Below are 24,997 nucleotides of genomic sequence, written 5' to 3'. Positions count from 1 at the left end.
ATCAACTTAAATTGCCAGCAAGCCCAAGAGTAATCATAAATTTATGGATCTCCTCCACAATCAAATCTCTCTGTTCGGCAAAGATTGCATGATCACCGCCAGGCATCTCTATCAAACGTGAATTTGAGATTTGCGAAGCGATGTAACGTCCTTCCTCCACATAGACTTCCGTATCATCAACTCGATGCATAACCAGTGTCGGAACTCGAATGAGCGGTAAATATTCTCTAACATCAATAATTGTGTTGGTTTCCGCAAGGGACATTGCAGCTGCGGGGCTGGCACTGCGTCTCTGATATGTAGCCCACCATCGACAAAAGTCCTGATCGCTGGCGAGACTCGGCGCAATACTTTCAACACCAATAGGACCGCCCCAATTGGTTTTTATTTCATCATAAAAGGTTTGACGTTCTACCTTATTGGGTGCCCAAGGATAATCTTTCGACCATTCGCGTTTGGCAAATGCTCCATCCAATATCAAACAATCAACCTTCTCTGGAAACATCGCTGCAAACGCAATCCCAAGCGCTGAACCTTCACAAGTCGCAAGAATGCTTATTTTTTCAGACCCCGTCGCTGCAATGACAGCACGTACATCATCAATACGTTCGTCGAGATTTGGCAGACCAAAACTTCTGTCTGACAATCCTGTGCCACGTTTATCAAACAGGATTAATCTCGAAAAAGCCGAAAGTTGATCGTAGAAGGCACTCAGTCGACTCGGTTCCCAGCCATATTCAAGATGAGTGACCCATGCTGGAATGTATATTAAATCAGAAGGACCCAATCCCGACGTTTGATAAGCAATCGAAATATCACCGCTCTGCGCATATTTAACCTCAGAGAGTTGTCGCTCAGCCACATCATCTTTATCTGTAAATACCGGCAATCCTATCCGATACCCTCGCTTTGGGATTGTCACAATAATTGTTTTCTCTTCATCACCCAGAGCACATCGGCAGGTAGACACGACTCTGGCAAGGGATTCTTCGGTTGCAAAAACATGTGGCCACAGAGTTTCCAAAAGCTCTTCTTTTGAAAATAGTCTTCCACGTCCCTCGACTAATAGTGATAAAAATTCATACGCTTTAGGGCGCAATTTTAGATCATCACCTTCAAATGTAATGGTCCCCAGATCGCGATCTAGAACGAATTCTCCAAACTTGAAAACACGCGTATTTTGCTTTGATGGCTCCAATTTCAGCTTTCTTTCAAGACAAATGTCGTCTTGTCCCCCAAGGATAAAATCGACGCATTTATAATGGGAGAAGAAAGATGAGAGCACTAGTGCTTATCTATGGAACAATTTGTTACACGGCCTTTTTATTGGTTTTTTTGTATCTGATTGCGTTTGTCGGCGATTATGGTGATGGCAATACACTCAATAAAGGGCCTAATTCGCCGATTGGAATCGCATTTACAATAAATGTAATTCTACTTTTTCTATTTTCGATTCAGCATAGCGCGATGGCTCGCCCCACTTTCAAACGTTGGCTTGCCAAATTAGTTCCCGCGTCGATTGAACGCTCAACATATGTGCTTCTTACTAATCTTGTTCTTGTGTTATTATATTTTCAGTGGCGGCCAATTGACGGTTTGGTCTGGCAAATCACAAATCCTGCAATCATCATAATCCTTCAATCACTTTTTTGGATAGGCTGGGCCACCGTATTATGCTCGACCTTCATGATAAATCACTTTGAATTATTTGGGCTTCGTCAAATTTGGCAAAATTGGACAAGGACGACAGCTGCTCCTCCCACTTTTCGTACACCTTTTTTCTACAATCTAGTACGTCACCCAATCTATACAGGTTTCCTTATTGCTTTTTGGGCAACGCCAACTATGACGGCTGGTCATCTGCTCTTTGCATCGGGAATGACATTATATATTTTTATAGGTATTCAGTTTGAAGAACGAGACTTACTCCGCATATTTGGAGAACAGTATCAGAAATACCGCAAACAAGTCGCGATGGTCATACCGGGCCTAAAGCTGTAAAAAATGGAAAAAAGCCGCTCGAATGCAAATCTGAGCGGCTTTTTTGTGTATTCAATTTTATAAAACTTACAGCGCTTTTTCAGCAGCTTTGTTCAAATCATCAGACGTCACAACGTTTGACACTTTTTGGATACCACGCAGGCCATTCGCTTTGGCTTGTTGTGTGCGGACTGTTCTCCACTCTTCAGCCTCTGGAATGCGATAGAAGATGTGAGTACCAATTGTTTCTGTGTGTATAAGGCTAGAACGCCAATAAGGTGTCACATAATCTGTGTGATAATGTGTGGCATTGCCCGTCATAGTCTTGTCGCTAAGACCCATCATAACAAATGCTGCAACCTCGATCGAACGATCCCATGCTTCACCGCGAGGTTTACGACGCAATGAACCATCACAAGTGAAAGAGAACTGACAACCAGTCACACGTGTATGTCCCTGATAAACCACATCACAAACTGTGTCAGGGTATCGATCTGAAGCGACGCGGTTCTCTACGACTTCGGCAACAGCTAATTGTCCGCCTAATTCTTCACTACGTGCTTCATAATAAATCGCTTCAGCCAAACATAAGTGTTCAAGGCGCTGCTCTCTAACTTCCTCAATCTGCTTACGCGGAGAGAAATTCGCAATCACATCGACAACAGGATCAATTTTTTCAACGTCAAAAGACGCCTTCGTCAAAGAACCCGGAACAATCTCACTGTCAGATGCATATGCAACTTGCTGACGCCAAGGCTTGGAGATGTCTATGCCTTCAATATCAATCTGACCGTCTGCAGATGTATTGATAAGCTGTGCCAGCTCATTCGCTTGTCCCAGAAAAACTTCTTCTGTCTTTTGAACACTAACGTGAGCAGTAATTTGAGGCGCACCATATGCAGCAGCCGCGGCCGCACAAGCGACCCCTACTGCACGTTGTTGCATTTGCCGTTTTTCTTCAGCCGACATCATCACTAACCGGTTCAACGCGCCCGCAAGGAACGCCAACGAACTATCGAGTATATAACGAGTCGATTTCATAAAAGTTAACAAGATCGTCCCCCCCGGACAATCGCCCCTAAGCAAGTTTACAATTTATCTTCCCGCTGCTGAACGCAATGCAACGACGTCACGAGCACAGATTAACAAGGTGTTAACGGCCTAATTATGGCTAGATATGTGATTTTTTAGGGATTTGGCAACCCCAAACGCCACTTCATTAACACTTTGCAATGAAATGGTAATGTTTGCAGGCGGATGAATTTTAATGCCGATCCAATGCTAGCCAAGTTAAAATCAGGCTAAAAGTTTATTTTCTATGAAAGAATTCGTTAACGATAAAAACTTTTTTTTATCATTATTCATGGTGAAGATATGCATATCAGCATGCCAGCTACCCATAAAAAAGGGCTGATTCTTCAACCAGCCCTTCTTCAATTTTCAATTATTTGATTCGTTTACGCAGTCAAAGCCGCATGTGCCGCCGCTAAACGTGCCACAGGAACACGGTAAGGCGAACAAGACACATAAGTCATGCCAAGGCCGTGACAAAACGCGATAGAAGCTGGGTCACCGCCATGCTCACCACAAATCCCGATTTTCAAATCAGGCTTCACGGAACGACCACGCTCAGCACCAAGTTTCACCAATTCCCCAACACCTTCAATATCAAGTGTTACGAATGGGTCTTTTTCATAAATGCCTTGCTTCTCATAGTCACCAAGGAAACGCGCAGCATCATCACGGGAAATACCCAATGTTGTTTGCGTCAAATCATTCGTTCCAAACGAGAAGAACTCAGCCTCTTCTGCAATATCTGCAGCACGCAATGCAGCACGTGGAAGCTCAATCATTGTACCGACAAGATAATCAATCTTGATGGCTGATTTAGGCAAGACCGCCTCAGCCATTTTCACAATGCGCGCTTTCATCAGCGCCACTTCTGCTTTTGTTGCCACAAGTGGAATCATCACTTCAGGCACAGGCGCAATACCTGTTTCTTTTGCAACATTCACAGCAGCTTCAAATATAGCGCGTGCCTGCATCTCATAGATTTCCGGGTAAGTTACACCCAAACGACATCCACGGTGGCCAAGCATTGGGTTGCTCTCGTGCAATTCAGACGCGCGATGTGTCAGCATCTCAATAGATACACCCGAGCCTTTTGCCACTTCTGCCATTTCTTCATCAGAGTGCGGCATGAATTCGTGCAATGGCGGGTCAAGCAAACGAATATTGCAAGGCTTATCGCCCATAATGCGGAAAATAGCCTCAAAGTCGGAGCGCTGCATTGGAAGCAATTTTTCAAGTGCTTCTTTACGGCCCTTCTCATTGCTTGCCAAAATCATGGCGCGTACAACTGGGATACGGTCAGCATCAAAGAACATGTGCTCGGTGCGACAAAGACCAATACCTTCCGCGCCAAAGTTTTTAGCCACTTCAACATCAGCTGGCGTTTCAGCGTTTGTGCGCACAGATAATGTCCGCGCATTATCTGCCCATTCCATAATGTGCGCAAAATCACCAGAAAGATCTGGTTCAATCATCGCAACGCGGCCTTTAAACACTTCACCTGTCGCACCATCCACCGTTACGATGTCACCGCGTTTAAGCGTGTCACCTGCAACAGACACTTCGCCAAGCTCTTTATTGATGCGCAATGAACCAGCACCACACACACATGGACGCCCCATGCCGCGCGCCACAACAGCCGCGTGAGATGTCATCCCGCCGCGTGCGGTCACAATCGCTTTAGACGCGTGCATACCGTGAATATCTTCTGGGCTTGTTTCGATACGGATAAGAATCACGTCTTCACCCTTAGCAGCCGCATCCGCCGCTTCATCGGAATCAAACACGATTTTACCAATAGCCGCCCCCGGAGATGCAGGCAGACCTTTCACAAACACGCGCCCTTCAGCCGTTGCTGCCGCTTTGGCGTCTTGGTCAATCATTGGGTGCAATAATTGGTCAAGCTGAGCCGGAGCGAGACGAAGCACTGCTTCATCCTCAGTGATCAGACCTTCTTTACACATTTCAACAGCCATCGCCAAAGCAGCTTGTGCTGTGCGTTTCCCATTGCGAGTTTGCAGCATGTAAAGCTTGCCCTGCTCAACAGTAAACTCAATGTCCTGCATGTCGCGATAATGGTTTTCAAGCTTAGATGCGACATCAGTCAATTGCTGATAAACATCGGGCATTGTCACTTCTAATGGTTCATCATCAGAACCCATTTCAGCGGCACGTGCTTTTGAAATCGGAGCCGGTGTACGAATACCCGCCACAACATCTTCACCTTGTGCATTGATAAGGTATTCACCATAGAATAAGTTTTGTCCTGTGCCCGGGTCACGTGTAAACGCCACACCCGTCGCAGAAGTATCACCCATATTTCCAAACACCATGGACTGCACATTAACAGCAGTTCCCCAAGAAGCTGGAATATCATTGTGCTTGCGGTAGAAGATCGCGCGATCATTCATCCATGATCCAAACACAGCACCAATTGCGCCCCATAGCTGATCTTTAGGATCTTCAGGGAAAGGTTTGCCGCCATTATTGCTTAAAACAGCAGACTTATATTTGCCAATCACATCCTGCCAGTCTTCAGCCTGCATGTCTGTGTCCAGCTCATAACCTTGAAGGTCTTTATAGTCTTCAAGAATGTCTTCAAACACATCATGAGTGATGTTCAACACAACATTGGAATACATCTGAATGAAACGACGATAGCTGTCATAAGCAAAGCGCTTATCACCAGATAAGCTTGCAAGACCTTCAACTGTTGTATCATTGAGACCAAGATTGAGGACAGTATCCATCATACCCGGCATGGAGGCGCGCGCACCAGAACGCACAGACACTAATAATGGGTTTGTCGCAGATCCAAACTCTTTGTCAGTTTTCGCTTCAAGCGTTTTCAGGCTTGCTTCAAACTGTGCATCTAGCTCTTCTGGATATTTGCGGCCCAAATCATAAAATGCAGTACAAACGGCTGTCGTGATCGTAAATCCTGGAGGAACTGGTAGCCCTAGACTTGCCATTTCAGCAAGGTTTGCTCCCTTTCCACCAAGTAGGTTTTTCATAGACGCATCGCCATCTGACGCGCCGCCGCCGAAATCATAGACCCATTTTGTGTTGGCCATTATTGTTGTCCCGTAACTTGTCCCTAGCCTTCTATTTTTGAGAAATCCGCGACTTGGCTAGTTACATCCCGGATTCTTGCTAACAATTTTAGGCGGTTTTCCCGCACTTTATTATCTTCTGCATTGACGATCACATCGTCAAAAAATGTATCGACTGGACCACGTAGCAAACTCAATGCCGACATCGCCCCTTCGAAGTCTTCCTTCTTTAATGCAGCTTCTGCATTCGCAGTTGCAACATTTAAAGCTTCATGCAAAGCCAATTCCGCAGCGTCTGACAACAGTTTTTTGTCAATCTCGCCCGTTATAGCGCTACCATCCTTTTTTTCTTCTTTTTGTAGGATATTTGTCGCACGCTTGTGTCCCGAAACGAGATTCTTTCCGTCCTCAGTTTCCAAGAATGAACCAAGCGCCTCAACCCGTTTCACAATCAAAACAAGATCATCGCCGCCCAACGAGAACACAGCATCCAGTAAATCATGGCGAATGCCCTTATCGCGAAGGTAAACTTTTAAACGATCTTCAAAGAATGAGAGGAGGTTTTGAGCCAAAGTCTGCGCTTCATCTTTAAAGCCAGTTCCTTCAATGAAAGTTGTCCCATCAGCCTCGACGTCCTGTGACAACTTCCACATTTCAGTCCAGTGTGCTTTTGATACTGGCGACAGTGCAAATCCAATTTCAGCTAATTCTGAAAAACATGGCTCCAATTTCAATCGAATATTATTTTCCAAAACTAAGCGAATAACACCCAAGGCAGACCGTCGTAATGCATAAGGATCTTTTGATCCTGTAGGCAATTCATTGATGGTCCAAAAACCAGAACATAAAGTATCCAGCTTATCCGCCAGCGCCACAGCTACAGCCGTTGGCTCTGTTGGCACGTCATCAGATGGGCCTTTAGGCTTATAATGGTCGCGGATCGTATCAGCGATGTGTTGAGGTTGCCCCTCTTCCATCGCATAATAGCGCCCCATCACACCTTCAAGCTCAGTGAACTCAAACACCATCTCAGCGACAAGGTCACATTTGGCGAGTTTTGCCGCCGCAATCGCGTCTTCTTTCTTCGCGCCCACAATCGGCGCAAGCTCACCTGCAAGGGCCGCCACGCGCTCAGCTTTGTCTTTTACAGTGCCAAGCTTTTCGTGGAAGACGATATTGCCAAGGCTATCAAAACGCTCTTCTAATTTTTTCGCTTTGTCATTCTCATAGAAGAACACAGCATCAGATAAACGCGCAGACAACACTTTAGAATTACCCGCCGCAATCGTCTTGCCGCCATCTTCAGCTTCAAGATTTGCCACCACGATAAATTTAGGCGCAAGCTTGCCCGTCTTAGGATCACGCACCGCAAAATACTTTTGGTGTACGCGCATAGACAGGGTGATAACTTCCGGCGGCAACGCCAAGAATTTAGGGTCCATATCCCCCATAATCACCACAGGAAATTCAGCCAGCCCCGCCACTTCTTCCAGCAGGCCAATATCAGGCACTAACTCTAGGCCCTGCGCATCACACAATGTTTTGGCTTCTGTCGCGATAATGTCTTTGCGCTCATCGCGGTCGTAAATCACGCGGCCTTTATTCTTCAAAATATCGGAATAATCATCAAACCGGCGCACCTTAAACGGACCTGCGCCCATAACGCGGTGGCCCTGCGTGACATTGCTTGATGCAATGCCATCAATTTCAAACGGCACCACTTCACCATCAAACGTACACAAGATACGCTGCAATGGACGCACCCAACGCATTTCTCTGCTGCCCCAGCGCATAGATTTTGGCCAATGGAATGAGCGCACAATCTCAGGCACCATATTCGCAATAATCTGCGTTGTTTCTACGCCCGGCTTATTAATCACCGCGACATAGAATTGGCCCTTCTTTTTATCTTCTTGAATTTCTGCTTGCTCGATGGAGTCTAATCCCGCACCGCGCAAAAATCCCGCAATCGCTTTTTCAGGCGCACCAACTTTTGGCCCCTTGCGTTCTTCGCGTACATCCGCAGATTTAACCGGCAAACCTTCCGCTACAACACACAAACGGCGCGGCCCAGAAAAAGCCTTTACCCCTTCGGCCATCAAGCCCGCTTCGGATAATTTATCCATCACAGCGCGTTCAAGGTCTGCTTGCGCCTTTGCTTGCATGCGAGCAGGAATTTCTTCACAGAAAAGTTCAAGGAGTAATTGTGGCATAGCGTATGTGCCCTATGGCAAAGAGATCAAATTTTGGTTCAGAATAAACGATAAATTTCGCGCAAACTACTCTGCTGCGACCGCTTCTGCTTCTTCTTGCTTGGCCCATGCTTGAGCAGCGCCTTTGGCCATATCGCGCACGCGGGCGATAAAGCTTTGACGTTCGGTGGGTGACACCACCCCGCGCGCATCCAGCAAGTTAAACATGTGCGATGCTTTCAAAGCTTGCTCATAAGCGGGCAGCGGCAAAGGCTTTTCAAGACCAAGCAAATGCTGGCTCATGCGCTCACACGCTTTAAAGCTTTCAAGCAAATCATCTGTGTTGGCGTGCTCGAAATTATAGGCTGATTGCTGTTTTTCGTTTTCCAGAAACACATCCCCATAAGATAATGGGTGCGGGCTGTCTGGGTCATTATATGGCAAATCATACACATTATCGACGCCAAACACATACATGGCCAAGCGCTCAAGCCCATAGGTTAGCTCACCCGACACAGGGAACACATCCAAGCCACCCACTTGCTGGAAATATGTAAACTGAGACACTTCCATCCCGTCACACCACACTTCCCAGCCAAGCCCCCATGCGCCCACAGTTGGGTTTTCCCAGTCGTCTTCCACAAAGCGAATATCATGCACTGTCGGATCAAGGCCGATTGCGCGCAAGCTTTCCAAATACCAATCCTGAATTTCTGGCGGGTTTGGTTTTAAGATCACCTGAAACTGATAATAGTGCTGCAAGCGGTTTGGGTTTTCCCCATAGCGCCCATCTGTCGGACGGCGCGAAGGCTGCACATACGCCACATTCCAAGGCTTAGGCCCCAGCGCCCGCAAAGTCGTTGCGGGGTGTAATGTACCCGCCCCCACTTCCATATCATAAGGCTGCAATACCGCGCATCCGCGAGAGGCCCAATATGTTTGAAGGGTCAGGATCAAATCCTGAAATGATTTAGGTTTTTGGCTAGCTGACATGTCAGTTTCTTTTTTGTTCGCGAGGTCTGTCTTCTGGCCGTCATAGACCACAGATTCCCCACCGCTTCCATTGCACAATTTGGCGCGGAAGCTAGTCTTTTATGACAGTGGGATCAAGGTGGGGAGTTATAGTTAGAAGTCAATCATATAACTATTCGATTTTCTTTTCATCGTCTTCTTGTTTGACAAAACTTCTGAGAACCCTCAACGCCAGTTCTCGATCACCATCTGGAATTTTATCCCAAGTAGACCAAACCTGATTAGACGCCATTGGGTCGCGGATCAGAAAATCTGCAGGTTCACAACATAATGCTATAGAGAAAGCCTCAAGCAAACCTTGATTGTAAGGCTTGATTTGTCGCTCAAGTTCACTGACGTAACCCTTGGTGGTCTGCACGCGGTCAGCTAGTTCCTCTTGCGAGAGTTTGCGGTAAATCCGCCAATGTTTTAAATAAAAAGGTCTTTTACTGTTCATTTCTCAATTATATGTATTTGTTCCGTTGAGAAAAGAGAAATTCACCAAGCTGAAAAAATCTGACCGTGCCGCGTAGGTGCACTACGCACAAGCAAATGCAACATCTCACCCCGTCATACCCGACGGCGCAGCCGTCAGGGTATCCATCTCTTATCATCTCAACATAGTATCGGGATGCAATTTCGGGTGTTGGCTTCCACCAAAGAAGCTGTCACCTCAGCGAAGGCTGGGGCCCACCTCACAACACATCTTGCATTAAAAATGACTAAATGTGAGTGCTGCGAGGTCTGTTCTATTAGGATTAAAGCCAGTCGTGCTGAAAACTGAGCCCCAGCCTTCGCTGGGGTGACACGGAAAGAAATTGCAACCTATAACTGCCCAAGAGAAGCGTACATATCCAACCAATATGGATTATCGCGTTCAATCATATTGATTTTCCACTGGCGCTGCCACGCTTTGATGTTTTTCTCGCGCTTTATCGCGGTGTGAATGCAGTCATGGTTTTCATACCAAACTAACCGACTCACACTGTATTTTGTCGTAAACTTCGCACCGACACCCTGCTTATGTCCCCAAATACGCCGCGCAAGATTGTTCGTCACGCCCGTATAGAGCGTGCCATGATCTTGAGAGCTCACAATATAAACAGCATACCTCATCGCACCGAACATAAAGAGAACATTTACATTTGACAACGTCTTTTTCGCTCACCAAAATCATGGATATCTCAAAACTTATCCCCGCCTCTCAAAATCTAGCGCATATTTACATCACCTTCTCATGGTGTGGGCGATGCGCAAATTCGTATCATGAGCGGGCTGATGCTTTGAGCATTGAGCGAGCATGTGTTGATTGTCAGCTTGAAGATCAAAACATCAGGTAGAGCGCACGCTTCTGGCGGCACGCATACCATTTACCATTATCTAACAGCGGTCAGACCGTGCGCTTTACAGCCCATTTCCTAACCGACACAAAACAAGACCGACAAAACTCCCCTTAGCGATATGGCGGAGCTATTGGCGCATCTAAGCTTTTTAGCCTCATCATAGAGTGCATGACGCGCCAGCAAATACACCTTTGCGCAAGTCACGCTTTAGCAAATTCCGCCGCGCGCGCCTCTTCTCGCTGCAACAATCCCCATTTACCATTTTTGCAAGCACGTATAATATTCATCCCGAATTTGATGATATTGCCTGCTCTGGGACGCGGCGCAATCTAAACGCCACATCATTCGTGGATGCATATTAAAGGGGATGCATTAATGCGAAATCATACGCATAAACACCGCACACTATTTGGCAAAACAGCAAAATTTGCTTTCACCGCGCTCGCCGCCATCACTCTCGCGCCTGCTGCATCAGCAAAGAACTGTCCGAACGGGTTGGTCCTCGCCAACACATTTGAACATTATTTTGCCAGCGGACCAAATACATGGGGACAGGCCATTCTATATTGGCAGGATTATGGCTCCGCGGCGGTGGAAACACGCACTAAAGTCGTCCGCGCTTTGCTTGAATGCTATGGAAGTTATTGCGGCATGGGCAATGGCGACACCACTGCGCACACCACGCTGAAGAAATATTATCAGGAACTGGCAGCCTTTGAAGGGGGCCGGTCCACGGTGAAGCCCGAGTTTCCAAAGGGGCTTGATGCCCCGCCGCCAGTTATGCTGGCATGGGCTGAAAAACGTTTTGGCTGTACTGCCGGACCGACTAACAATGAGCGTCAGGCAGCGCAGCTTGCAACTTATAAAGCAGAACAGGCAGAAAAAGCCCGCATTGCGGCTCTACCGAAAAAGCCTGCAACCCGCGAAGAATTGGTTCTGCGCACGAATATAATCGACGACTGGGAATTCTATGAAGTCGCGCGCAAAGAAGGCGGGCCGATGTTCTACCGCTGGTGGGATGCCAACAAGAAAATGCGCACCATCCAGGACGCCTATGATATGTGCTATTTCCACAAGCCAACAAGTGTTGAATGCACAGGACCAAAAGCATGGGCAGATCGCATGTCTGGTAAGAAAACCTATTGGGGTAGTGGTCAGGCAAACCAGCCGAATAATGGTACCTATACGGAAAGCTACACCGATAAATACGGCTTCAAGCCACCGCCGCGCACCGCCCCTCCGCCGCCAAGCTCCAACCGCCGCGATTGTTATGACCAAGGCGATGGCACAGAAATCTGTTTCACCGATTAAGCTGGCAGCATCTTCATACCAATAAACAAAAAGCCCGACCATTTCTAATTGGGCTTTTATTATTTTCACATAGCAACGATAAGATTAAAACCCTTGCCCTGGGCGCTCTCTCCACAAAGTAGAATGTTCTTCACCCGAAATTTCTTCCTGAGGCCGGCCATTTGAAAAATAATACACGGCTATAGAACGGCGCATGAGATCAGGTGGACCTACTATTTTTTCCGGCTGCCCATGAAAGGAAAAATCTGTCGTCGAAAAAAGAACCGTGCGATTCATAACGGGCAATATACGCCGTTGACACGAAGTCATTTCACGATCCCACAATTCCAACCAACCCTGATTTTCCTCTTTCCACCCATCATTCAAATAGACCAGCAAATTTAATCGACGATCCAATTTAAAGAAATGATGCTTGTTAAAATCAGCATGGATTGCCAACTTCCCGCCAGAACTGGTGAAATGTAGTCCTCCGCCTAGCATATAAGGATCTGGCATTAGTCCTTGAATGCCAGTCACTGCTGTCAGTGTTTGAAGAAAGTGCGCTTCGTTTAATTGCCGTAGAATTTCTCTTGTATTCGGGCCGTACTCAGTTTTCCATGTTGATGCGTATTTCTGGACAGAATAAGTTCCATCATCATGAGGCTCTACCGAACTTTCAGATGTCGCCGGCCATTCTTCAATTACGTTGCTCAACACGTCGTTTTCAAACAAATTGTCGATTACGAGATGCGGGAAAGGTTGAGCGCTTTGATAATCGGCAGCTAGTCCCGTCAATTTTTCAATCGCACCCGGTGCAAAAACATTGATCTTTTTTGTTTGCTCTTCACTCAAGCCGAACAAACCTTTGATTGCATCAAGGTTGATCATTATCGCTCCTTAATATCTAGCAATAGAAAAAAGCCCGACCTTCTATGATCGGGCTTTTCTTTGTAACTATCTAAGTATCCAAGAAGCTGCGCAATTTACGTGAGCGGCTTGGGTGTTTCAGCTTGCGAAGCGCTTTGGCTTCAATCTGACGAATACGTTCACGTGTCACCGAGAATTGTTGCCCCACTTCTTCCAGTGTGTGGTCAGTATTCATACCGATACCAAAACGCATACGCAGCACACGCTCTTCACGTGGTGTAAGAGACGCTAGAACGCGCGTTGTTGTTTCACGTAAGTTCGACTGAATCGCTGCATCCACAGGAAGCAATGCCATTTTGTCTTCGATGAAGTCACCAAGGTTACTATCTTCGTCATCACCAATTGGCGTTTCCAGAGAAATCGGTTCTTTTGCGATTTTGAGAACCTTGCGGATTTTCTCAAGCGGAAGACCAAGCTTTTCAGCCAATTCTTCAGGTGTTGGCTCACGGCCAATCTCGTGAAGCATTTGACGCTGAGTCCGCACGATTTTGTTGATTGTCTCAATCATGTGCACAGGAATACGGATTGTGCGGGCCTGATCCGCGATAGAACGCGTAATCGCCTGACGAATCCACCAAGTGGCATAAGTCGAGAATTTGTAACCACGGCGATATTCAAACTTATCAACCGCTTTCATCAAACCGATATTTCCTTCCTGAATAAGATCCAGGAATTGAAGACCACGATTTGTGTATTTCTTAGCGATAGAGATTACGAGACGAAGGTTTGCTTCCACCATCTCTTTTTTCGCCACACGCGCTTCACGCTCACCTTTTTGAACTGTCGCAACAATGCGGCGGAAATCTTCAATTGGAACGCCCATCTCTTGTGCAAGAGAAGAAATTTCCGAGCGCATTTCTTCAACCTTATTGGTCTCAGCTGCGATGAATTTTTTCCACTTAGCAGAAATCAGGGATACGCGTGTTCCCCAATCAGGCTCAAGCTCGGTTCCGAAATAATTATCGAGGAAAGACTTACGCGGCACACCATGCGCATCAGCAAGGCGCATCAAACCGCCCTCTAATCCCATCAAACGTTTGTTGATGGCATAAAGCTGCTCAACAAGTGTTTCGATACGCGCATTGTTCAGGTGAAGCTTTTTCAGGTTTTCAATAATGTCATCCTGAAGTTTTACATATTCCTCAGAATCTTTTGGAGAAAGCTCTTTACCTTCCATGTGGCGGTTAACCAGCTTTTCCTGCAAACGGCGGTAAGCTTGGAATTCAGACGCCACATTATCCAAAATGTCCGTCACGCCTTCACGAAGTTCAGCCTCCATTGCCGACATCGACATTGCGCCGCCATCGTCAAAATCATCGTCATCATCGTCTTCCTTGCCTTCTTCTTCAGGCGGTAGACCTTCTTCGATGCGCTTTTTCTTGGCGATTTCGTCTTGCTTGGCTTTTTCTTCAGCTTCTAATTGCTCAGGTGTCTTCTCAAGCGGCTCACCTTTTTCAAGGGCAACAGCAGCAGCTGAGTTATCTGGTACACCACCATTTGCAGCAGCATAAGTTGCTTCAAGGTCGATAATATCACGCAACAACACGCGCTCATCTTCCAATTCCTGACGCCAAACCATGATCGCTTCAAACGTCAATGGACTTTCACAAAGCCCGCGAATCATTGCGTCGCGGCCAGCCTCAATACGTTTGGCTATCGCGATCTCGCCTTCACGAGACAATAATTCAACTGTTCCCATTTCACGCAAATACATGCGCACTGGGTCATCTGTACGGTCATAACGGTCAGAACGGCCGCCCGTTGCAGCAGCTGTTGATTTAGCTTTGGTTACAGCACCAGAAGCATTCTCGCCATCAGAGGATGCTTCATCGCCGTCGCCTTCACCTTCTTCGTCAGAATCAACAACGTTGATTCCCATTTCAGAAAGTGCAGACATAACGTCCTCAATCTGATCTGGATTAACTTCATCCGACGGAAGAACTTTATTCAATTCATCATGCGTGATGAATCCACGCGCTTTACCAGCGGCGATGAATTTCTTTACACTTGCATTCGATAAATCAAGTACTGGACCATCTTGGTTCTCAGCAACTTCTTCGTTATCGGCTTTTGTTTTGGTCATACAAATCTCCCGCCTTTAAACCCAGCTGCCCAAGCTGCGTTTGGCAAATCAATCCTGTGAGTTGCTTGTGGTTATATCGTCGATAGGTTCTTGTGACTTTGCCTTCAATGCTTGTCGTTCCGCCACTAATCTCTTTCGACGTGCCCATTCCGCTTTATGTTCCTCGACTCCGTTAGCTGAAGCGAACGCATTCTTCTCGCTCTCCGCCTCGTCTTTCAGAGCCGCAACAGTTGGGAAACGCTCCAGTGCAGCGAGCCATTCACGCCCAATCGTAGAAGATGGGTCTATGGGCTCCTGATTAGGATACTCTTCGAGCAGTTTCGCAGAACGTGTGCGGCCAAGACTCCGTAAATGGGCTGCAATTGCGCTGCGGTCAACCTTTTCCCCAAAATCTTGCACATCTAATGCAGCATTTCTTAGTGCTAACACGTCTTCATCGCGAAAATCAGCCATTGCAAGCATCTCTTTTGCCTCATCCATTAGGTTTGGGCTGTCAATAGCGCGTACAATCATTCCCAGTCCCGTGCGCCCTGTTAGGCCGCGTGTATCTGCTAATTTAATCACAGGACCTTGTGCAATATTCTTACCACGGAAGTTTGAACTGTTTTTGCCGCCCCATTCATTTTTACGAAATGGAGTCTGTTTAGCCTGTCTTTGATCTCGAAAATACTGATAGCGACGATCTTTTAATTCTCGCTCATATGCGCGGCGCACTTGCTCATTTGCAATCGCAGAGACGGCTTCATCCAACCTTGCCTCAAATCCAGCCCGTCGCTCAGGTGTATCTAGTTTTTCTTTGTTGAGTTCCCTGTCCCACAATAATTCCACCAATGGACGCGCATTACGCAATAAATCACGCAGACCATACTCACCACCATCCGTTTTTAAGAGATCATCAGGGTCCATCCCTTGTGGCAGAATCGTCACGTAAACAGATTTGCCCGGCTCAAGCATCGGCAATGCCAAATCAACAGCACGCATAGCGGCCTTCTGACCTGCTTCATCACCATCAAAACACATTATGGGTTCAGGCCCGACCCGCCACAGCATTTTTAATTGCTCTTCGGTGAGCGCTGTTCCCATCGGTGCCACAGCTGTTGAAAAGCCATGTTCTGCCATCGCGATGACATCCATATACCCTTCAGTGACAATTAAGCCGCGTGCAAATGGATCGGCTGAAGACGCATTGCGTGACAATTTATAAATGGCATCACGAGCTCGGCCATAATTATAAATAACCGAAGATTTGTGAAACAAAGGCGTTTCAGAGGAATTCACATATTTGGGAATCCCTTTTTCCTTCAGCACATGCCCCGGTTCTAATGCACGTCCGCCAAGCGCAATTGGTCGGCCCGTTGGATCAAGAATTGGAAAAATAATGCGATGACGAAATGCATCATATGGTGGTTTACTCGAATTTTTCGATGGCCGAACAAGTCCGATTTCAAGAAGTTCTTTGGCAGTCGCACCCATTTTGATCAGATGATCATGCAATGTTTGCCAACCTTCTGGTGCATATCCAATCCGGTGACGCCGCCACGCCCCCTCACCTAAACCACGCGATTTGGAAAGATATTCTCTTGCTTGCTCGCCCACTGGTTCACGTAATTGCTCTTCATAAAAAGCAACCGCCGCCTCCATCAGCTCAAACAAGGATTTGCGTTTGGTGACCTGTTTTTTCTCGGCCTTGGTTTCAGTTGGCATTTCCATGCCAGCGAGCTGAACAAGTTTTTCGACAGCTTCCTGAAAACTTAATCCTTCTGTTTCCTGCACAAAGGAAATAATATCGCCAGAGTTTTGCGTCGAGAAACAACGATAGGAACGTTTGTCATCATCGACATAAAAAGAAGGCGTATTTTCATCTTTAAAGGGTGAGAGGCCTTTGAAGTTCTTTCCCGAACGCACAAGCTTAACCTTGCGCCCGACATAACCAGATATTGGCAGTCGATCTTTTAATTCATCAATGAAAGCTTCGGAAAACCGCATCACACCTCTCGGAATTCTATCCTAGCCCAGGAAAGACTCCACGTCTGTCTCAAATTAACCAAAAAATCAATTATTGATTAGAGAAGCAACTTTTTCACAGCAGATTTTGCTGCACCTGACTCAATACGGTCAGGATAGCGTGCTTTTAGCTCAGAAACGCAGCGGCCCATGTCTTTCAGGCATTCAGCCCCAAGTTCATTGACCACTTCTTCTGCTGCAAGCGTAATCTCTGTCTTACCTAGACATTGTGGAAGAAACTCTTTGAGTGTCTCCACTTCTTCACGCTCTTGCTCAGCAAGTTCAATCTTACCAGCCGCATCATATTCTTCGGCTGCGGCTTCACGCTGCGCTATCATATGGCGCAAAATCGCGTTGATCTCTGTTTCTTCACAAACGCTGCATTCGTCTTTTTGACGCGCTTTGATATCGCGATCACGTACAGCGCATAAAACAAGTCTGAGTGTCGCCGCGCGTTGCTCAAGATTCTCAGTCTCTGCTTTGTGAAGCTCTGTTTTTAAAGTTTCACGAAGTCTCATTTGAGCGTTATCATCAACATTTTGTTGTAATGCAAGTGACATCTATCCGTTAGTCCTGCTAGGAGTTAATCCGTTTTCATCACCAAATATGAAGGTTTTAAGTCCGATCATCTTGACTGTTATTCCTTCATCTCTCTATTCACGTGCGAAAAGCGTCGTGAGTCAATGGTTATGAACACGCTGTAATAAAACAAGAAGGCGCGCTCTTATGCCCAATCAGGTTGCCAATCAAGACCCTAATACAAAGTTTACATCGGATGAGCTTTCTAACAACGGCTCCCAAATGACCCAAAAAGCGACTGGTGCGGTCGCTTTGGAAGACGGTACTATCGTTTATGGACGCGGCTCAGGCGCAGCCGGAACAGCAGTTGGAGAGTTATGCTTCAACACGTCCATTACTGGTTACCAAGAAATTTTAACTGACCCATCTTATTCAGATCAAATCGTGATGTTTACATTTCCTCACATTGGAAATGTTGGTGCAAATGAAGACGATAATGAAGAAAGCAGCGTCAATGGTGCTAAAGCTGCGCGCGGCGCACTTTTCAGAGCGCACCCTACACCGCCAGCAAATTGGCGCTCAAAAGATCATTTAGGTGCTTGGCTTCGCAAAAAAGGCATTGTCGGAATTTCCGGCATTGATACGCGCGCCCTCACACGTCGCATAAGAGAAGGCGGCATGCAGAAAGTGGCCATCGTTCACGCACCTGATGGCGTTATAGACAAAGATGCGCTTCTTGCAGCTGCACGCGCATGGGGCGGCGTCGAAGGATCTGACCTCGCTAAAACAGTCACAACCAATGATAAGTTTGAATCGTCTCAAAACCTGTGGGACATCAAAGATGGATATCTTGATGCAAGCACAGCCTTGTATCACGTCGTCGTCGTTGATTTTGGTGTAAAGAAAAACATCTTACGCAATCTGGCCAGTGTCGGTGCACGCGCGACAATCGTGCCTGCTTCAACATCTGCAGAAGACATTCTTGCGCTTAATCCAGATGGTATCGTCCTTTCAAACGGACCGGGCGACCCAGCAGCCACTGGTGAATACGCCTCCCCAATGATCAAAACTTTGATCGAATCAAACAAACCTATCCTTGGTATTTGTTTGGGTCACCAAATGCTTGCTTTGGCTCTTGGAGCCAAAACCATGAAAATGACGCAAGGCCACCATGGTGCAAACCACCCAGTCAAAGACCTAGAGACCGGAAAAGTGGAAATCGTATCCATGAATCACGGCTTCACTGTTGACCCTGACACACTCCCAGAAGGTGTGGAGCAATCTCACATCTCCCTGTTTGATGGCACCAATTCAGGACTAAAAGTGATCGGGAAACCCATCATTTCTGTGCAACATCACCCAGAAGCAAGTCCAGGTCCGCAGGATTCATTCTATTTATTCCAGCGTTTTGCAGATTTGATGAAATAATTAGCGGGCAAACAAAACCTTTATGTGAAGGTTTTGTGGCAACGCCCAAAAGTCCTTGCGGCTGCTAAGATTCAGTGCCATTCGGTTGCCTAACAGAGGTTTAACAGAAACCTCTGTCTAGTGTTGCGTTGAAGATAGATGGGCTGTTGCAATGGAAATTCTGGGCACTAACATTTGGGCGGTCATAGGTTTCGCCTTTGCTGCTTATGCTGTTGTCGGTAATGACGCATTGCAGACACTAGGTACTTTCATCAATTCAAACAGACGTTTGCCTTGGTGGGTTTTATACCTTTTCGCCGTTAGTATTCTGCTTATTACATTCTATTGGGGATGGTCCTCATCCCTTGGAGATGTGTCTTGGGGTAAGCTCGACAAGACAGATAAATTCCCAATTTTCGAAGTTCATTGGTATCATGCTCTCCCGCCCATGGTGCTTTTGCTTTTAACACGTTTTGGTATTCCGGTTTCAACAACCTTCATGGTGCTGGCCACATTCGCGACCATGTCCGGCATGATGACTATGCTGAACAAATCCCTGATGGGTTATGCGGTCGCATTTGCCACTGGTGGCCTGATCTATGCCGCATTGGCTCCATCACTTGAGCGCTGGTTCTTGAAAACGGCGGACTCGCAACACAATCCAGTCTGGGTCGTCTTACAATGGGTGACAACAGGTTATCTCTGGGGCGTGTGGTTGATACAAGATTTTGCGAATATCTTCGTCTACCTGCCCCGCAATTTGCCCAACGCATTCAATGTCGGCGGAGAAATTGTCGAAGCGAGCAAACCTGACGCGCAAGCCATTATCGACAAATGTAATGAACTTTTCATCGGACAAGCCGAGCTCATTTCTTCCTGTCTCTCTGATGTTTCTATCGCATCACGTTCTCAAAATCTCAGCCTCATGCACGCAAGCTTAGGCATGGGATTGATCGCAATATTCTTGCTGATCACTTTTGCCAACCGTGGTGGGCCCGTTCAGAAAATCTTGCTCACCAAAACTTCGGTGACAGATATTCGTTCAGCCACAGTGATCGACTTTATCTACGCCACGCTCTTATTCGCCTTCTCTGGAAACCTTCAGGATTTTGGTATCCCAATCTCAAAAGTGCCAATGTCAACAACATGGGTTTTCTTGGGATTGATCGCTGGACGTGAATTTGCCATCGCAACGATAGACAAAGTCCGCTCCACTGGCGCAACAGCTAAAATCGTGGGAATGGACTTAGCAAAAGCGACACTAGGTATTATCATCTCAGTTGTCCTCGCGCTCTCAATGCCCTATCTCGCGCAACAATTTGATCCGGTAGATGAAGTCACTATCGACACCAATAACAACTAGGCAGATATAGTTGAACTAAAAACATACACTATCAGACCACAGGTATGACCAAAGCTAACTGATAGTGGCATATTAATAAGCTAGCGAGTTGCGCGTTGCACAATAACACCTCGCCACCCAAGGCCGGCGTAAGTTTCATACCCAGGGGTTAAATGATACCCGACCGTTTCACCGCTCTTAGACGTATAAAAGCCCGCTTCGGGATCTGTAAGTGAAAGATCAAACGTCTCTCCGAGCCTTCTCTTAGGGTCGCTAGATGCAATAATTCTATCTTGTGCATCAATCAGCAAGACACTCGTGCGATCAGCCTCCTCATTCGTAAGACGAATACCGTTCACTATGCTTGCTGCCTGAGGCTCCCAATCAAAATGTATCCCCAAAACCCCAATCTGCTCGCCATGCAGATCACCATTTTTTCTGACACTGGCTGCATAAGTAGCAATTTGAGCGTTGCTCAATAAGCTCTCTTCTGTGATGTCATCAACGATATAATCATCACCACTTTGAAGATTTCTAGCCTGCCTATACCAATTTTTATAACTAACATCTTCTCCAATGACCGGATAAATATCTGGTCGGCCATTTGCAATGATTTTGCCATTCATGTCGCAAAGCCAAAGATCAACGTAAACAGTATATGCCCCTAAAATAACCCCTAATCGTTTGCTCGCATAATCCCGCGCAGAAGCGGCGTCATTATCAATTGCGTCAACAAGCGCTGAATCTGTTGCCCACCAGCGGACATCACATGTGCGTTCAAATAAATTGCGATCTATCAGCTCAACGGCATTCAAGGATAAATCAATCAGACGCTTGCCATTTGCTTGGCTGATCATGTTGCAAATGGTCTGCTCAAGTGCACTAATTTCTGCGACAAGTTCGCTGGATAAAGATTGCGCCAGCATATCCACACTGGCAGAGACACCCTTGACTTCGTCTGCAACGACCCCAAACCCAGCCCCTAATTCACCAACTCTTTTAGCTTCTATCAGAGCATTAAACGCTAGCATTCTTAAGCTCGCATTCTTAAGCTCGCATTCACTTTTTGAATATCACGAACCTTACCATCAGTTATTGTGCGAGCCCGTTCAGCTCCGGCAACAATAAGAGAAATTCCACCATCCTCATGTGAAGCACTCATCGACCACAACCTCCCTGATTGCTATAGATCATCGCTCAGCATGCTGAAGGTTTTAAAGTCTTCAATGTTCTCAAGCTATTATTTCAAATTTTACGAAACTAATAAAAAAACACAATCTCCAAAACCAGCTCTAGATTGGCTTTTTTGATAACATTCCTGACCCGAATATTAACCTTATGAATATAATGGTTAAATAACCAGCAAATTAGTACGGGTAATCTAAATTTTGTTCAAATCATCGCGCAGGCAATGGTCCACATTTTTGCTCATACAGCTCAATATATTGCGGCATCACTTCGATGAAAGCTCGCGCACGTTTTTCAGGATCAGGGTGAGTCGACATAATCTCAGCCGGACGATTTCCTCCGCCCAACTCTGCCATCCGCCCCCATAATTCAGGCGCTTCACGCGGATCATAACAAGCGCGCGTTAGCAACTCTAGGCCAATCATATCTGCTTCGCTTTCGTGCGCACGAGAGAACGGTTTCATCACGCCCATGTCTGCGCCCATGCCGAACGCCCCCATCACTGCGCGCTGCGCACCTGCGCCCATATCACCCACGCTTGCACCAACAGCCATCTGACCAAATTGCATAATCTTGGCTTGGCTCATGCGTTCTGCCCCGTGGCGCGCCAATGCATGACCAATCTCATGGCCCATAATCGTCGCGATGCCATCCCGATTAGCGGCTGTAGACAAAATCCCCGTATAGAAAGCCACTTTCCCGCCCGGCAGACAAAAAGCATTTGGTGTATCAGATGCAATGACCTGAAATTCCCACGCAAACTTATCTGCCAGCGTGCCCCATTTAGGAATATTGCCGCCCGATTTTCCCAGCCCGATAACAGGCGCACCTTCGCGTTCCCATTCAATCGCAGCACGCGCAATATCTTCACCAATTTTCTGAATGATATCGACAATCTCTTTTTCGTTGACGCCGCAAGATGTCGCGCGACTTCCACAAAGCACAGGTTCAGATTGCAAGATCTGCATATAGGATTGATCCCCAAGCGCAACTTCCTGCTCCACAGACATGGTGACCATTTGCTTACGACCAGCAATTCCGGTTTTCTGATTCGAAAACCAATAAAATGCCAATCCGAGGACGACCAAACCAATAATTGGCAGACGGCCACCAATTGCCCCCAATAGTCCGCCACTTGTTCTGCGACGACTTGAATAAGCAGGAATGCGCATACCATAAACCCTCTAAAATAGACCGTTCTTCACCCAATACCTCAAGAACATTCAAACCTTACCCCACACTTGGGCGTAATAAAAACACTTCTTGGCAGTGAAATGAGAAATCTTATTTGCCATTGGCTCATTGCATCCACATCTTGTGAATATATAAATGCCTGAAACGTCAGCAAAGATTGAAAAGCTTACCATGCCCGCGACACCTTCCGATCCAGAAAACCACACAGCAAACGCCCCGATCCCTTTCAAGGTGCAAATCATACCGGTCACGCCGCTTCAGCAAAATTGCTCTTTGATTTTCGATGAAGAATCAAAGGAAGCTGTCTTTGTCGATCCGGGCGGCGATGTTGAACAATTGGAAGCAGCGCTCAAACATTTTGGCCTCAAACTCACACAGATATGGCTGACACATGGCCATCTTGATCATGCCGGCGCGGCGCAATCCTTAAAAGAATCATGGAATGTCGACATTGTCGGGCCCCACAAGGAAGACCAATGGTTGCTCGATGATATCGAAGCGCAAGGTGCCAAATACGGCATTACGACGGGACGCAACACAAAATCAGATAAATATCTGGACGATGGTGACACGCTTGAATTTGCGGGACACACATTTGGCGTCGTGCATTGCCCGGGACACACACCCGGTCATGTTGTCATTTACAATGAATCAGCACAATTGGCATTTGTCGGCGATGTGATTTTCCACGGCTCGATCGGGCGCACAGACTTTCCACGTGGCAATCACCAAGAATTACTTGATTCCATCACTCAAAAATTATGGCCATTGGGAAAAGACATGCGCTTTATTCCCGGTCATGGACAAATGAGCACGTTTGGACAGGAACGCCTCACCAATAATTATGTGGCGGATTCTGTGTTAGCGCGCAAATAGCTAAGCCGCATCATCGCGGCGTTCAGCACCATTATATTTAATATTCTGGAGACGGCGCCGACATGGGCCAAAATAGTTTTCCGTCCGAACAAAAGCTCGGTTTTGATTTACAAGATTTACAATCTGACGCCATAAATCATTTCCAGTGAATGGTAGAGCCATCACACCATCCACACCGGCTTGAACAGCTTCCCGAACAACGCGTTGTGAAGGGGTCGCCGTCATAAGCAATACAGCACCATAAGGATTGGATGCATGTGTCTCAGACCGAACAGCTTCAACAAGTGGTGCAATTGGAAGCCCGGGCGCGTGATTAATGATGATTATGTCGCGATAATTGTGACGAACAGCTTCTTTTAAATTCTGAAGCTCACCAACCGATTCAATGCGCTTAACACCAAAAGAATGCAAAGCCGTTTTTTCAAGGTGAACCAAGTTCTTGTGTCGACTGTATATCAGAACATCAACTGCGTTTAAATTTGTGACACGCAAATCGCCTCATCTCCTCTAAATGCATCCATCTTTCAAATAAATCCCCATACTCATCTATACCGCCAATCTAGTTAACGATTTGAATACTGATTTAATTGAGTTTCTATATTCCCTTATCTATCTATTTCCATGATAACATAAGTTGGAGCAAAATAAGTATATCTGATTACTTATAGAGACACATCCAGATTTGAGATTCGTCCACACACTTATTAACGGCACATCCCAATATCATAGAACCAGAATTTTCCTTCGAGAATGCGCCCGCATTCTGTTGCATTAAATCCGCTACCATTTTCCTCACGGATACATTGACAATACGCGCTTGTCCTTGACTGTCCAAGCCTGCGGGAACCAGATAGATAGCTTCCCCCCGCGCGCTTAGAATTTTGCTTTCTTTTGCGCCGCACATCCCCATTGAAATCTGCTGCACTTGCAAGGAAGCACGTTGCGCCAAACTTTCTGACCATTCCAGTCCACTCGCGCCTTTGGCCTGCAAGGCATAAGTGTGTGCCTGCGTTATACCGGCAAGATCACCTTTTTCAGGAAACGCACGCAGAGGCGTCGCTGAATTGGCGATCACTGTTCCATCATTGTGTTTTGCTGGCGGAATATCGCGTTCGTCTACTTTCTCTACTGGTTTTGTCTTAGGCATTGGCCCCAAAGACAAATCAGGCTCGACAGGAACGGGATCTGGAACTTCTTCAATCTCTACAGACTCCACAACCGGCAAAGGCTCCAAAGGCGTCTCGTCAGAGGTCGTTTCACATCCTGCGATGACTAATACCCCCAGACAGATACTCGCTTGAATGGAAGATTTTACGATACGTCTCATATTCACATCACCTATTAGCGAAACTCTGGCGGCATTTTCACACAATCAAAATATTCAGTATTCGGAACACATTTTGATTCTTGAGCCTATCAATTACGCGATTTTTTTATCCATGCCTCAAACAAATTTGAATTTCCAGTTAGTTTTTAGCAATGCGAAATCATCAAACCTATCGGCAAACCACATTTTC

21 protein-coding genes are annotated in these 24,997 nt (G+C 46.6%); 5 read left to right on the top strand and 16 right to left on the bottom strand.

What is annotated here, in order from left to right; all coding sequences use genetic code 11:
- Position 1 precedes the first annotated feature (1 nt).
- A complete protein-coding gene (locus HBAL_RS05650; protein WP_015826972.1) occupies positions 2-1,198 on the bottom strand; it encodes an alpha/beta fold hydrolase in 1,197 nt (398 codons plus the stop codon).
- 77 nt (positions 1,199-1,275) lie between these two features.
- Between HBAL_RS05650 and mddA the strand changes: the two genes are divergently transcribed.
- Positions 1,276-2,001, top strand: coding sequence for a methanethiol S-methyltransferase (gene mddA, locus HBAL_RS05645; protein WP_015826971.1), 726 nt, complete (start codon positions 1,276-1,278; stop codon positions 1,999-2,001).
- Between the two features lie 66 nt (positions 2,002-2,067).
- On the opposite strand, the gene HBAL_RS05640 is transcribed toward mddA, so the two are convergent.
- From HBAL_RS05640 to HBAL_RS05615, 6 genes are all read right to left on the bottom strand, one after another.
- Positions 2,068-3,021 (bottom strand): cell wall hydrolase, encoded by a 954-nt coding sequence (locus tag HBAL_RS05640; RefSeq protein ID WP_015826970.1) that lies wholly within the window; start codon positions 3,019-3,021, stop codon positions 2,068-2,070.
- A gap of 416 nt (positions 3,022-3,437) precedes the next feature.
- Positions 3,438-6,125 carry a pyruvate, phosphate dikinase gene (gene ppdK, locus HBAL_RS05635; RefSeq protein WP_015826969.1) on the bottom strand — a complete coding sequence of 896 codons (2,688 nt, stop codon included), beginning with the start codon at positions 6,123-6,125 and terminating at the stop codon, positions 3,438-3,440.
- 23 nt (positions 6,126-6,148) lie between these two features.
- Positions 6,149-8,317: a glycine--tRNA ligase subunit beta gene (gene glyS, locus HBAL_RS05630; RefSeq protein ID WP_015826968.1), complete on the bottom strand. Its 2,169-nt coding sequence runs from the start codon at positions 8,315-8,317 to the stop codon at positions 6,149-6,151.
- Between the two features lie 66 nt (positions 8,318-8,383).
- Complete coding sequence (locus HBAL_RS05625) at positions 8,384-9,289, bottom strand: glycine--tRNA ligase subunit alpha (RefSeq protein WP_015826967.1); 906 nt, start codon at positions 9,287-9,289, stop codon at positions 8,384-8,386.
- Positions 9,290-9,440: 151 nt separating this feature from the next.
- Positions 9,441-9,764 (bottom strand): helix-turn-helix domain-containing protein, encoded by a 324-nt coding sequence (locus tag HBAL_RS16275; RefSeq protein WP_015826966.1) that lies wholly within the window; start codon positions 9,762-9,764, stop codon positions 9,441-9,443.
- A 368-nt stretch (positions 9,765-10,132) separates the two neighbouring features.
- A complete protein-coding gene (locus HBAL_RS05615; RefSeq protein ID WP_041302020.1) occupies positions 10,133-10,423 on the bottom strand; it encodes a GIY-YIG nuclease family protein in 291 nt (96 codons plus the stop codon).
- 602 nt (positions 10,424-11,025) lie between these two features.
- Between HBAL_RS05615 and HBAL_RS05605 the strand changes: the two genes are divergently transcribed.
- Positions 11,026-11,961 (top strand): hypothetical protein, encoded by a 936-nt coding sequence (locus tag HBAL_RS05605; protein ID WP_015826964.1) that lies wholly within the window; start codon positions 11,026-11,028, stop codon positions 11,959-11,961.
- Positions 11,962-12,045: 84 nt separating this feature from the next.
- On the opposite strand, the gene HBAL_RS05600 is transcribed toward HBAL_RS05605, so the two are convergent.
- The 4 genes from HBAL_RS05600 to HBAL_RS05585 all read right to left on the bottom strand — a co-directional run bounded on the left by HBAL_RS05600 (position 12,046) and on the right by HBAL_RS05585 (position 17,514).
- Positions 12,046-12,828, bottom strand: a complete 783-nt coding sequence (locus HBAL_RS05600; protein ID WP_015826963.1) for a 2OG-Fe(II) oxygenase — start codon at positions 12,826-12,828, stop codon at positions 12,046-12,048.
- Between the two features lie 70 nt (positions 12,829-12,898).
- Positions 12,899-14,950: an RNA polymerase sigma factor RpoD gene (gene rpoD / locus HBAL_RS05595; protein ID WP_015826962.1), complete on the bottom strand. Its 2,052-nt coding sequence runs from the start codon at positions 14,948-14,950 to the stop codon at positions 12,899-12,901.
- 48 nt (positions 14,951-14,998) lie between these two features.
- Positions 14,999-16,936 (bottom strand): DNA primase, encoded by a 1,938-nt coding sequence (dnaG, locus tag HBAL_RS05590; protein WP_015826961.1) that lies wholly within the window; start codon positions 16,934-16,936, stop codon positions 14,999-15,001.
- Positions 16,937-17,013: 77 nt separating this feature from the next.
- Complete coding sequence (locus tag HBAL_RS05585; RefSeq protein WP_015826960.1) at positions 17,014-17,514, bottom strand: GatB/YqeY domain-containing protein; 501 nt, start codon at positions 17,512-17,514, stop codon at positions 17,014-17,016.
- Between the two features lie 241 nt (positions 17,515-17,755).
- On the opposite strand from HBAL_RS05585, the gene carA reads away from it, so the two are divergent.
- Both carA and HBAL_RS16845 read left to right on the top strand, forming a co-directional pair.
- Entirely contained in the window at positions 17,756-18,901 is a 1,146-nt protein-coding gene (gene carA / locus HBAL_RS05580) for a glutamine-hydrolyzing carbamoyl-phosphate synthase small subunit (RefSeq protein ID WP_041302013.1), read from the top strand.
- Between the two features lie 151 nt (positions 18,902-19,052).
- Positions 19,053-20,243 (top strand): hypothetical protein, encoded by a 1,191-nt coding sequence (locus HBAL_RS16845; RefSeq protein WP_015826958.1) that lies wholly within the window; start codon positions 19,053-19,055, stop codon positions 20,241-20,243.
- 80 nt (positions 20,244-20,323) lie between these two features.
- Here HBAL_RS16845 and HBAL_RS05570 read toward each other — a convergent pair whose 3' ends face one another.
- The 3 genes from HBAL_RS05570 to HBAL_RS05565 all read right to left on the bottom strand — a co-directional run bounded on the left by HBAL_RS05570 (position 20,324) and on the right by HBAL_RS05565 (position 22,582).
- Positions 20,324-21,253, bottom strand: coding sequence for a methyl-accepting chemotaxis protein (locus HBAL_RS05570; RefSeq protein ID WP_015826957.1), 930 nt, complete (start codon positions 21,251-21,253; stop codon positions 20,324-20,326).
- 2 nt (positions 21,254-21,255) lie between these two features.
- Positions 21,256-21,384, bottom strand: a complete 129-nt coding sequence (locus HBAL_RS16970; protein ID WP_015826956.1) for a hypothetical protein — start codon at positions 21,382-21,384, stop codon at positions 21,256-21,258.
- Between the two features lie 235 nt (positions 21,385-21,619).
- Positions 21,620-22,582, bottom strand: a complete 963-nt coding sequence (locus HBAL_RS05565; protein ID WP_015826955.1) for a M48 family metallopeptidase — start codon at positions 22,580-22,582, stop codon at positions 21,620-21,622.
- Positions 22,583-22,775: 193 nt separating this feature from the next.
- Between HBAL_RS05565 and HBAL_RS05560 the strand changes: the two genes are divergently transcribed.
- On the top strand, positions 22,776-23,480 hold the full coding sequence (locus tag HBAL_RS05560) for an MBL fold metallo-hydrolase (RefSeq protein WP_015826954.1): 705 nt from the start codon (positions 22,776-22,778) through the stop codon (positions 23,478-23,480).
- Here HBAL_RS05560 and HBAL_RS05555 read toward each other — a convergent pair whose 3' ends face one another.
- Positions 23,481-23,972: a response regulator gene (locus HBAL_RS05555; protein WP_015826953.1), complete on the bottom strand. Its 492-nt coding sequence runs from the start codon at positions 23,970-23,972 to the stop codon at positions 23,481-23,483.
- Positions 23,973-24,138: 166 nt separating this feature from the next.
- Positions 24,139-24,807 (bottom strand): hypothetical protein, encoded by a 669-nt coding sequence (locus tag HBAL_RS05550; protein ID WP_015826952.1) that lies wholly within the window; start codon positions 24,805-24,807, stop codon positions 24,139-24,141.
- Positions 24,808-24,997: the final 190 nt, after the last annotated feature.

Source organism: Hirschia baltica ATCC 49814 (assembly GCF_000023785.1).
Lineage (GTDB): Bacteria > Pseudomonadota > Alphaproteobacteria > Caulobacterales > Hyphomonadaceae > Hirschia > Hirschia baltica.
This window is presented reverse-complemented; position numbering and strand designations above follow the sequence as displayed.